This window comes from Janthinobacterium sp. GW821-FHT03C08, from assembly GCF_059420905.1.
Genome location: NZ_JBWKUP010000027.1, coordinates 26,387 through 36,757, shown reverse-complemented (window position 1 = coordinate 36,757; position 10,371 = coordinate 26,387). Strand labels below are relative to the sequence as shown.

At 67.9% G+C, this 10,371-nt stretch carries 10 protein-coding genes; all 10 read right to left on the bottom strand.

Features of this window, described 5'->3' with window-relative positions:
- Positions 1-58 precede the first annotated feature (58 nt).
- Entirely contained in the window at positions 59-1,186 is a 1,128-nt protein-coding gene (nagA, locus tag AC07VL_RS26785; protein WP_494808555.1) for an N-acetylglucosamine-6-phosphate deacetylase, read from the bottom strand.
- A 74-nt stretch (positions 1,187-1,260) separates the two neighbouring features.
- Positions 1,261-2,409, bottom strand: coding sequence for an N-acetylneuraminate epimerase (locus tag AC07VL_RS26780; RefSeq protein ID WP_494808554.1), 1,149 nt, complete (start codon positions 2,407-2,409; stop codon positions 1,261-1,263).
- Between the two features lie 41 nt (positions 2,410-2,450).
- Positions 2,451-3,590 carry a porin gene (locus AC07VL_RS26775; RefSeq protein ID WP_494808553.1) on the bottom strand — a complete coding sequence of 380 codons (1,140 nt, stop codon included), beginning with the start codon at positions 3,588-3,590 and terminating at the stop codon, positions 2,451-2,453.
- Between the two features lie 225 nt (positions 3,591-3,815).
- Positions 3,816-4,691, bottom strand: a complete 876-nt coding sequence (locus AC07VL_RS26770) for an ROK family protein (RefSeq protein ID WP_494808552.1) — start codon at positions 4,689-4,691, stop codon at positions 3,816-3,818.
- 1 nt (position 4,692) lies between these two features.
- Positions 4,693-5,406, bottom strand: a complete 714-nt coding sequence (locus AC07VL_RS26765; RefSeq protein ID WP_494808551.1) for an N-acetylmannosamine-6-phosphate 2-epimerase — start codon at positions 5,404-5,406, stop codon at positions 4,693-4,695.
- A gap of 12 nt (positions 5,407-5,418) precedes the next feature.
- On the bottom strand, positions 5,419-6,426 hold the full coding sequence (locus AC07VL_RS26760; protein ID WP_494808550.1) for an ABC transporter ATP-binding protein: 1,008 nt from the start codon (positions 6,424-6,426) through the stop codon (positions 5,419-5,421).
- On the bottom strand, positions 6,407-7,423 hold the full coding sequence (locus tag AC07VL_RS26755; protein WP_494808549.1) for an ABC transporter ATP-binding protein: 1,017 nt from the start codon (positions 7,421-7,423) through the stop codon (positions 6,407-6,409). The genes AC07VL_RS26760 and AC07VL_RS26755 overlap by 20 nt, the downstream gene beginning before the upstream one ends.
- 21 nt (positions 7,424-7,444) lie before the next feature.
- Positions 7,445-8,365, bottom strand: a complete 921-nt coding sequence (locus tag AC07VL_RS26750; RefSeq protein ID WP_494808548.1) for a dihydrodipicolinate synthase family protein — start codon at positions 8,363-8,365, stop codon at positions 7,445-7,447.
- A 2-nt stretch (positions 8,366-8,367) separates the two neighbouring features.
- Positions 8,368-9,225 (bottom strand): ABC transporter permease, encoded by an 858-nt coding sequence (locus tag AC07VL_RS26745; RefSeq protein WP_494808547.1) that lies wholly within the window; start codon positions 9,223-9,225, stop codon positions 8,368-8,370.
- 114 nt (positions 9,226-9,339) lie between these two features.
- On the bottom strand, positions 9,340-10,293 hold the full coding sequence (locus AC07VL_RS26740) for an ABC transporter permease (RefSeq protein WP_494808546.1): 954 nt from the start codon (positions 10,291-10,293) through the stop codon (positions 9,340-9,342).
- Positions 10,294-10,371 lie beyond the last annotated feature (78 nt).

The following is a 10,371-nucleotide window of genomic DNA, read 5'->3' as shown; positions in this document are numbered from 1 at the left end:
GGCAGGCGGGGCGGCGTCGCCGCCGCAGGCGGTCAGGACCAGGGCCAGCGCGGCGCCGCTATGCGTGGGCCAGTGCAATGCGCTCTCCCTCGGCCACCACGCCGCGCAGGGCCAGTTGCTCATCGAAAATGGCGATGTCGGCCCAGGCGCCCACCCGCAGGCGGCCCCGGTCGGCCACGCCCAGGTAGTCGGCCGGATAGGCGGACAGGCGGCGCGAGGCGTCGGCCAGGTCCAGCCCCACGGAGACGAGGTTGCGCAAGGCCTGGTCCATGGTCAGACAGGAGCCGGCCAGGGTGCCGTCGGCCAGGCGCACGCCGCCCTGGCATTTGTGCACCGTGTGGGAGCCGAGGCGGTAATCGCCGTCCGCCATGCCCGTGGCGGAGGTGGAATCGGTGACGCAGTACAGGTTGGGAATGGCGCGCAGGGCCGCCAGCAGGGCGCCCGGATGCACGTGCAGCAGGTCGGGGATGATTTCCGCATAGCGCGCATGGGCCAGGGCGGCGCCGACGATGCCGGGCTGGCGGTGGTGCAAGCCCGTCATGGCGTTGAACAGGTGGGCGAAGCTGGTGGCGCCGTGGCGCAGGCCGGCCACGCCGTCGTCATAGCTGCCGCTCGTGTGGCCGATCTGCATGCGCACGCCGTCGGCGCTCAGTTCGCGGATGATGGCCAGGTGGCCGGCGATTTCTGGCGCGATGGTGATGACGCGGATGGGCGCCAGGCTGCGCAGGCGGCGCAGGCTGTCGATCACGGCCACGCAGGCATGGTCGGGCTGGGCGCCCAGCTTTTCCTGGTTGATGAAGGGACCTTCCAGGTGCACGCCCAGCACGCGGGCGGCGCCCGGCTGGCGCGCGCCGCAGGCTTGCCCCAGTCCCGCCAGCACGCTTTCCAGTTCGGCCATCGGCGCCGTCATGGTGGTGGCCAGCAGGGAGGTCGTGCCATGGCGCACGTGGGCGGCGGCGATGCGGGCGGCGGCGTCGCCGCCCTGCATGATGTCGGCGCCGCCGCCGCCATGCACGTGCAGGTCGATGAATCCCGGCAGCAGGGTGGCGGCGGGGCCAGGGCCGGGCGCGCTGGCGCGCTCCTCGATGGCGGCGATGCGCCCGTCCGGCGCCACCGTCAGGGTGCCGTCCAGCCAGTGCGCATCGCACAGGATGCGGCCGTGATGTTGCCGGTAAGCTTCAGTCATGATTTTTCTCAATAAACACAGGGAAACGCGCCAGGCGCGGGCCATACGGCCCGGGCCTGGCACCACAGGCAGTGTCAGTGCAGGATCTGCGCGGCCTTGCCATCCCACTGCAGCAGGAAGACATCCTTGCTGGCGGCGCCACCGTCGAGCTCGCCGCCGATGACCAGCACGCCGTCATCGAGCTGGACGCCGGTGCCGTAGCCCAGGCCCGCCGGCAGCTTGCCCGCGTGCGACCATTTGCCGTCGCGGCGCGCGTAGATGTCATCGCGCCAGGTCTTCTTCAAGCCCTTGTGCGCGTAATTTTGGCCCGCGTCGTACTGCTGCCAGGCGCCGGGGAAATTGGCGCCGCCCGCCACCAGCAGCACGTTGTTGCTGTAGCCGGCGAACGATCCCGCCACGCCTTCCTGGCGCGCGGCGCCCGGCGGCGCCGGCAGCTTGCCGCCTTGCTTCCACGTCAGCTTGTCGCCGTCGATGGTGACTTCCTTGACTTGCGGCGAACGCAGGCCCGGCTTGATCTCGCCATTTACCATGGTCACTACCTTGCCGTGCACGGCCACGCCCGCGCCCACGGTGGGCAGCTGCGGGTCCGTGCCCAGGTTGCGCCACTGGTTCGTCTGCGGGTTGTAGCTCATCACTTGCGCCGTCCACAGATAGTCTTGCGGGCGCTGGTCAAAATAATGCCCGGCAACAACAGCCTGGCGCTCCTTGTTGTCGGCCGCGCCCACGGCGTAGTCCTGGAAGTAGCCGTCGAAGATGGCCTTGTTGACGCCGCCGAAGAAGACGATGTTTTGCTGGTCGACGGAGACGACGCTGGCCGTGAAGATGCCCAGCGGCGCGCGCGTGGGCAGCTGGCGCCAACTGTTCGCCGCCGGATCGTAGACATAGGCCGTGTCGAAGACCGTCAGGGCCTTGTCCTCGGGCGCATGCTTGCCCGAGCCGCCGAAGATGTACACCAGGCCGTTGATGGCGACGGCACTGGCCGCGTCGCGGGGAGCGTCGGGAAACGGCGCCAGCGCCACCCAGGACGCGCCCGGCTTGCCCGTGTCGAGCGCATACCAGGCCTTGCCTGCAGAACCGAGGCCCGCGTAGACGGTGGCGCCGATGCGCGCGCCGGCGCCATTCTTGACGGGCGCGGGGAAGTCGGGCCAGCGGGGGGCGGCGTCAGCGGCCTGGACGGAGGAAAACGCGCAGCACAGCAGCAATGCACAGCTCAGTTTTTTCATGATGGATAGTGGGTAAGGGTAGGGTGAAGGACGGTGGCGGCTTAGAAATTCGTCGTGAAGCCGGCGCGCAATTCCGTGAACTTGTTGCCGCTGGTATCCCACTTGCGGTAGGTGGGACGGAACCAGAACGAGGTCGAACCGCGCGTCAGGCCCAGGTTCATCTTGTAGGCCAGTTCCACGCGCAGCTGCTTGTAGTCGTTGGCGTCGTTCGGCACCGTGTCGACCTTGTGGATGATGAACACGGGGCGCAGGTGGAAGTTCGGCGTGACGCTATACTGGCCGCCCAGGATGATCTCGTTATCTTTGATGCTGCTGCCGTTCGGCCGCTGGGTCTTGTCCTGCACCAGCAGCGCGCGCACCGAGTGCGTGCCGATGGGCAACATGCCGCCCACCATGATCTGCGTCGTGTTGTACACGCCGTCGGCCAGGGGGCTGTTGTCGCTGGTGGCCAGGGCGTTTTTCAGGTTCTGCTTCTGCGAGCCGTAGTTCAGGTCGATGCGCGCCACGGGATAGTCGAGGCGGGCGCCGAGGATGTAGCCGTTGGCCGCCTTGGTGTTGGGGGCGATGTTGGGCGCCGTGGCCGAGACCAGCTTGTCATCCGTGAAACTGCTGCCATTCCAGTAGAACTGCGCGCGCAGGGTCGCCACGCCGGCCACTTTCGGGCTCGTGTAGGTGAGCGAATTGTCGGCCCAGATGGCGTTCGAGATGCGCGTCAGGCCGGCCGGATAGCCCTTGCCGGCGCCCGTGCCCAGTTCGCTCATCTCGCCGATGTTGCCGCCCGATGCATACGGGTCGAGCACGTTGATGTAGCTGTCGAGCCATTGGCGGCCGAAGCGCACGGCGCCGTAGGGGCTGTTGATGCCGCCCCACGCTTCGCGGTTGCCGAAGGAATTCGTCCACGCGGGTGTCGCGTCGCCCGTGACCAGCTTGGTCGAGACGAACAGTTCGGCGCTGAGGCCCGAGTTGTCGAGCGGCAGCACGCTGCCGAAGGCCAGCAGCACGCCGGGGTGGCTGCGCTGGCGGTGCTCGTTGTCGCCTTGCTCCGTCAAACCCTGGCGATCGCTGATCGAATACTCGAACTGACCACTGATGTTAATGGGCGGCAGTGTCACCTGCGCCGAGGCGGAAATGGTGCAGGCCGCCAGCGGGACAGCGATGAGCAGGGTGCGCTTAACTTTCATTGACTTCTCCAGTTGTTTGTTACTTGTTTTTGTTGGAAAGAATTTCAATACATGAGCATTTGGGTGGGTTGCTGCTTGGCTCGAAAATCAGTGTAAAGATATATGATATCTAATGTCAAACAACTTATATGCTTGTTGCTTTTTTGTTCGATCAGGGTGTTTTCAGCGTCGGGACGAACGGCTGCAGCCCGCATGGCGCGGGTCTTTCAGCGGTACCGGGCAGCTTCAGGCGGGGCAGGCGGCCGCGCCCAGCAAGCCCGCATCCGCGCCGAGCCGGGCCGCCCCCAGCGATGGCGGGCAGGGCAGGGACAAGCCCGCCAGGGCGCGGGCGATGCGCCCCAGCATGCCCGGCGCCAGCCCCACGCTGCCGCCGATGACGACGGCGTCGAGGTCCACGCTCATGTGCAGTCCGGCGATGGCTTCGGCCACGGCCAGGGCCGCGTTGTCGAGAACGGCAGCCGCTTGCGGCTCCGTGGCCGCCAGGGCGAACAGGGCCGCGCTGTCCAGCGGCCGCCCGAAGACGGCGCTGGCCTGGCGCGCCAGCGCCGTGCCCGACGCCAGCATTTCCAGGCAGCCCAGCCGGCCACAGCCGCACAGGGCCACGCCGTCGGCGCTCGCCAGCCGGGCCGGGGCATGGCCCACGTGGCCGGCCAGGCCGTGCGGCCCGGCGCGCAGGCGGTGATCGAGCACGAGGCCGCCGCCCACCCCCGTCGACAGGGTGATGAACAGCAGGTTGGCGGGGTAGCCGGCCTCGCCCATGTCGCGCCGGGCGCAGTATTCTCCCCACGCGGCCGCCTGGGCATCGTTAAACAGGGTCACGGGACAGTCAAAACGCTGGCGCAGCAGCTGTTCCAGCGGAAAACCATTCCAGAAAGAAATGATGCTGCGGTTGACGGGATACACCTTGCCGCCGTCGATATAGCCGGTGGTGGCCACGCTGATGCGCTCAGGCCCGGGCCAGCCGTCGACCAGCGCGTCGAGGGCGGCGGCAAATCCTGCCGCATCCCTGGCCATGGGCACTTGCCGCCGCGCGATTATCACGCCCTCACGCACGAGGGCGGCGGCCAGCTTGGTGCCGCCGATATCGATCGCCAGCAGCATCTCAGGCCTCGCCCGCCAGCGGCGCGCCATGCAGCGCGGCGGCGAACCACTGCGTGATGTGCTCGATGCGCGTGATGGCCGAACCCACCGTCACGCAGCAGGCGCCGGCGCGCAGGCAGCCGGCGGCGTCCTGCGGCGTGCGGATGCGCCCTTCGGCCATCACGCGCACGCCGCGCTGCACCAGCTGGCCGATCAGCGCCGTGTTGGGGCGGTCTTGCGGCAAGTAGGCCGTGTCTTGCGTATAGCCGGACAGGGTGGTGCCCACCAGGTCGCAGCCCAGCGCATGGCAGGCTAGGCCGTCTTCCAGGGTGGAGCAGTCGGCCATGGCCGCCTTGCCGGCCGCGCGCACGGCCGCCAGCAGGGTGGCGACCCGCACGGGGCGGGGGCGGTCCGTGCCGTCGAAGGCGATGATGGCGGCGCCGGCGTCGGCCAGCGCGTGCACGTCCTCGATATACGGCGTGATGCGCACGGCGCTGTCGGCCAGGTCGCGCTTGACGATGCCGATGAGGATGGCGTGCGGCAATGCTTGCGCCACGGCGCGCACGTGCTCCGCGCCTTCGATGCGCAGGGCCGTGGCGCCGCCGTCCATGGCGGCGCGCGCCATGGCGACGATGATGTCAGGCGTATCCATGGGACTGTCGTCGAGCGGCTGGCACGATACGACGAGGCCGCCTTGCAGGCGGGTCAATAAGGAGGTGGGATGCAGATCGGTCATGGGTCGGTTCGCTCAGGCGTGGACAGGGGACGGCGCCAGCAGCAGGCAGGCGGCGTCGTGGTTGGGTTCGATGCTGCGCAGGGGCGGCACCTGCTGCCGGCAGGCCGGCTGGGCCTGCGGACAGCGCGTGTGGAAGACGCAGCCCGGGGGCGGCGCCAGCGGGCTGGGAATCTCTCCGCCCAGCACGTCCTCGGGCGCCATGCGGCGGGCCGGGTCGGCGGCGGGCGAACTCTTCCACAGTGCCCGCGTGTACGGATGCGCGCCGCCCGTGGCGATGGCCGCGCGCGGCGCCGCCTCCATCAGCCGGCCCAGGTACAGCACCAGCACGCGGTCGCACATGGCTTGCACCATGGGCAGGTCGTGCGAAATGAAAATGATGGACAGGCCGAACTGCTGCTGCAAGTCCAGCAGCAGGTTGATGATCTGCGCCTTGACGGAGGCGTCGAGCGCGGCGACGGCTTCATCGGCGATCAGCACCTTCGGCTGCAGGGCCAGGGCGCGGGCGATCACCACGCGCTGTTTCTGGCCGCCCGACAATTCATGCGGATAGCGGCGCAGGGCCGTGACGGGCAAGCCGACCACGCCCAGCAGGCGGGTGATCTCGGCCAGCTGCTCGTCCTTGCTGCCGCGCCGGTGCAAGATAAACGGCTCGCGCAGGCACTGTTCGATGGTCAGGCGGGGGTTCAGGCTGGCATTCGGGTCCTGGAACACCATCTGCACTTCGCCGCGCAGGCGCCGCAGGGCCTCGCCCCGGTAGCTGGACAGCGGCTCGCCTTGGTAGCGGATCTCGCCGCTGTCCGGGCGCAGCAGCTGCATCGCCAGCTTGGCCAGGGTCGACTTGCCGCTGCCCGATTCGCCCACGATGCCCAGCACTTCGCCGCGCCGCAGGCCGAAGCTCACTTCTTGCACGGCTTTCACGGACTGGCGCTTGCCCAGCACTCCGGCGCGGCTGTGGAAGGCCACGCCGACGTGCTCGAAGGACAGAATCTCGTTACCAGCTTCAAGCGATGGCGGCTTCATGCGCGCTCCCTGTATGAATAGTTGCAAAATGGCAGCGTACTTGTTGCCCCGGCGCCACCGTGCGCAGCGCGGGCACCTCGCTGGCGCAGCGCGCCTGCGCCATGGGGCAGCGGCCGGCGAAACGGCAGCCGGCCGGCTCGCCGTACACGGTCTCCACCTGGCCCGGAATGCCGGCGAGCCTGCCGCCCTGGCCGGGACGGGGCACGGCGGCCAGCAAGCCCTGCGTGTACGGATGGGCGGGCTGGCGGAACAGGTCGGCCGTGGCCGCCGTCTCCATCAACTGCCCGCCGTACATCACGGCCACCCGGTCCGCCACCTGCGCCACGACGCCCATGTCGTGCGTAATGAAAAGCACGCCCATGCCCACTTCCTGCTGCAGCTGCTTGAGCAGGCGCAAGATCTGTGCCTGGATCGTCACGTCCAGCGCCGTCGTCGGTTCGTCGGCGATCAGCACCTGCGGCTTGCACGCCAGGGCCATGGCGATCATCACGCGCTGGCGCATGCCGCCCGACAATTGATGGGGATACTGGCGCGCCCGCACCTCGGGCGCGGAAATGCCCACCAGGCGCAGCAGCTCGACGGCGCGTTCCTGCGCCGCCTTCCTGCCGCACACGCCATGCACCGTCATGGCCTCGGCGATCTGCCGGCCCACCTGCTGCAGGGGATTGAGCGAGGTCATGGGCTCCTGGAAGATCATGCCCATCTGGTTGCCGCGCACGGCCTGGCGCGCCTGCGGCGACAGGCCCAGCACGTCGCAGCGGCTGCCGTCGGCCGCCGTCAGCCAGGCCTGGCCTGCGATGGTGGCGCGGCTGGAAAGCAGCCCCATCAGCGAGAACGAGGTGACCGACTTGCCACAGCCCGATTCGCCCACGATGGCCAGCGTCTCGCCGCGCCGCAGCGAGAACGACAGGCCATTGACGGCCTTGACGACGCCCGCGGGCGTCTGGAACGATGTCGTCAGCCCCTGCACATCGAGCAATACTTCAGCATCGGTCATCACAGCTCCTTGCGTTGAGAATTACAGCAGGCCGGCGGCGGCCACGATGGTGCGCACGCGCTCGACGGCGGCATCCGGCAGCAAACGGTTCGGCTTGCTCATCAGACGGTGCTCGATGATGCCCATCAGCTGCATGGCCGTCTTGAAGCCGCCCACGCCGGACGCGTTCGGGCTGGTGTAGGGCACGCCGTGGAAGACGATGTCGAACAGGGCGATCAGGCGTTCCTGCTCGGCGCGCGCACCTTCCCAGTCGCCGGCGCGGGCCAGGTCGTACAGGCGCACGTAGCCGGCCGGGTCGACGTTGCCCAGGCCCGGCACGCAGCCGTGGGCGCCGCCCAGCAGGGCGTAGTCGACCGTCGTCTCGGAACCCGTGAGGATGGCGAAATCGGGCGCGTCGGCGAAGTCGCGCATCAGCATGCGCATGTTGCCGTCGTCGCCGCTGCTGTCCTTGACGGCGCAGATCAGGCCCTCGTCGTACATGGCGCGCAGGGTTTCACGGCTCAGCTTGCTGTGCACGCAGACGGGAATGTCGTAGGCGATGATGGGCAGGTCGACGGCTTGCTGGATGTAGTGGAAGTGGTCGATGGTTTCGGCCGGGCTGGTGCGCGTGTAGAACGGCGCCGTGACGACCAGGCCCTGCACGCCCAGTTCCTTGGCCTGCTTCGCGTGCTCGATGCAGCGCTCGGTGGTGGGGTCGATCACGCCGGCCACGAGGGGCACGGCGCCGGCCGCCTCATCGACGGCAATGCGGATGGCTTCGGCGCGCTGGGCGCCGTTGAGGAAAATCACTTCGCTCGTCGAACCCATCAGGAACAGGCCGTGCACGCCGCCATCGATCAGGTGGCGGATCACGCGCCGCAGCGACGCTTCGTCGATCTTGCCCTGCTGGTCCAGCGGCGTGACGACGGGAGGGATGATGCCGTGTAATTTCAGTGCTGACATGATTATTCCTTGCTATGTTTAGGGTCAAAGGCCTGGCGCAAGCCATCGCCGATAAAGTTGGCGGCCAGGGCGGTAACAACGATCAGCACGCCAGAAGGGAGCCAGATCCACGGGTATTGCTTGAGGACCGAAGCCTCCCGCGCAATACTGATCAGGCTGCCCCAGCTGGCGTCCGGCAATTGCACGCCCAGGCCGAGAAAACTCAGTCCCGCTTCGGCCATGATGGCCGAGACGAAACCAAGGGAAGCGAACACCGCCAGCACATCGATCGTGTTGGGCAGGCAGTGCTTGAAAATCAGGTAGGTGTGGCCGGCGCCCAGGGTGCGCGCGGCGGCGACGAATTCCATTTCGCGGATGCTCATGATGCGGGCCCGCACGAGGCGGCAGGCCAGCGGCCACGACAGCAAGCCGATGACGATCACCGTCTTGCCCGTGCCGGAGCCGAGCACGGCGGCCAGGGTCATCAGCACGATGACGGGCGGAAAGGTCATCACCATGTCGACGAAGCGCATGGTCAGATTGTCGATCCAGCCGCCGAAGTAGCCGGCGATGGCGCCCAGGAAGGTGCCGATGACGAGGGCCAGCGCCACGCTGGACACGCCCACGGCCAGCGAGATGCGCCCGGCCGCCAGGGTGCGGGCCAGCATGTCGCGCCCCGTCTGGTCCGTGCCCAGCCAGTGCTGGCGCGACGGCCCCTGCAGTGCGGCGCCCAGGTCGATGGCGTTCGGGTCGTAGGTAAACAGCAGGCCGGAGGCGGCGCACAGCACGGCGATCAGCACGAACAGGCACAGGCCGGCGAAGGCCACCTTGCTGGAGCGAAATTGCTTCCAGCGCGAGGGCGGGAGGGGAGCTTGCGTCATGAATATCCTCTTGGTTATATCTTGTCTTTTTATGACTTTCCTGGCGCGGCGGGACGCAGGGGTCCCGGCCCCGCCTGTCGCCAGGGGGCATTGCCGGTGAAATGTGCCGTGTGACTACTTCAGGGTGATGCGCGGGTCGATCCAGGAATACACGAGATCGGTCAGCATGTTGACGGCGAGTATGGCCAGCGAGACGAACAGGGCGATGCCCATGATCAGCGGATAGTCGCGGCTTTCGATGGCGTCGAGGAACAGCATGCCCATGCCGGGCCAGGAAAACACCGTCTCGACAAACACGGCGCCGCCGATCAGGCCGCCAAAGCTGGCGCCGATCACGGTGACGATGGGCACCAGGGTATTGGGCAGTGCATGGCGCAGCATCACGCGGTTCGGGCTGACGCCCTTGGCGACGGCCGTGCGGATGTAGTCCTGGTTCAGGGTGTCGAGCAGGCCGGCCCGCGTATAGCGCATGGTGATGGCGATGAACTGCACCGACAGCACGGCGGCGGGCAAGGCCAGGTGGTACAGGATGTCGCCCATGCCCTCGTTGCCCGGCGTGCTGTAGCCGCCGCTGGGAAACCAGCCCAGCTGCAGCGAAAACACATACATGCCGACGATGCCGACCAAAAAGGCGGGGCTGCTGATGGCGACGTAGGCGAACAGCGACAGCACGTGGTCCAGCTTGCCATTCGCCAGGCGCGCCGAGACCACGCCGAGGATAATGCCCAGCACGGAGCCGAGCGCCAGCCCGGACAGGGCCAGCAGCAGGGTGGGCTCCACCCGGCTGGCGATTTCATCGATCACGCGGGCGCCGTCCTTGTAGCGGTAGCCCAGGTCGCCGCTGGCCGTCTGCTTGAGCCACAGCGCGAAGCGCACGGGCACGGAACGGTCCAGGCCCAGGCTATGGCGCAGTTGCTCCTTCTGCACGTCCGTCAAGGCCTGGCTGGGCGGCACGAAGGCGTCGACGGGGTCGCCCGGCGCCATGTTGACCAGCACGAAGACGGTGGCCAAAATGGCCAGCAGGGTGGGGATGTTGACCAGCAGGCGATTCACGAGGTACTTGAACATGTTTCTTCCAGGCGGCATGGCCCCCTGCCTTCTCAGCTATGCAAAAACCGGCGGGCCGTGGCCCGCCAACGGGATGAG

Coding starts and splice junctions, on each gene's coding strand:
- nagA (WP_494808555.1), bottom strand. CDS start 1,186: ATGACTGAAGCTTACCGGCAACATCACGGCCGCATCCTGTGCGATGCG.
- AC07VL_RS26780 (WP_494808554.1), bottom strand. CDS start 2,409: ATGAAAAAACTGAGCTGTGCATTGCTGCTGTGCTGCGCGTTTTCCTCC.
- AC07VL_RS26775 (WP_494808553.1), bottom strand. CDS start 3,590: ATGAAAGTTAAGCGCACCCTGCTCATCGCTGTCCCGCTGGCGGCCTGC.
- AC07VL_RS26770 (WP_494808552.1), bottom strand. CDS start 4,691: ATGCTGCTGGCGATCGATATCGGCGGCACCAAGCTGGCCGCCGCCCTC.
- AC07VL_RS26765 (WP_494808551.1), bottom strand. CDS start 5,406: ATGACCGATCTGCATCCCACCTCCTTATTGACCCGCCTGCAAGGCGGC.
- AC07VL_RS26760 (WP_494808550.1), bottom strand. CDS start 6,426: ATGAAGCCGCCATCGCTTGAAGCTGGTAACGAGATTCTGTCCTTCGAG.
- AC07VL_RS26755 (WP_494808549.1), bottom strand. CDS start 7,423: ATGACCGATGCTGAAGTATTGCTCGATGTGCAGGGGCTGACGACATCG.
- AC07VL_RS26750 (WP_494808548.1), bottom strand. CDS start 8,365: ATGTCAGCACTGAAATTACACGGCATCATCCCTCCCGTCGTCACGCCG.
- AC07VL_RS26745 (WP_494808547.1), bottom strand. CDS start 9,225: ATGACGCAAGCTCCCCTCCCGCCCTCGCGCTGGAAGCAATTTCGCTCC.
- AC07VL_RS26740 (WP_494808546.1), bottom strand. CDS start 10,293: ATGTTCAAGTACCTCGTGAATCGCCTGCTGGTCAACATCCCCACCCTG.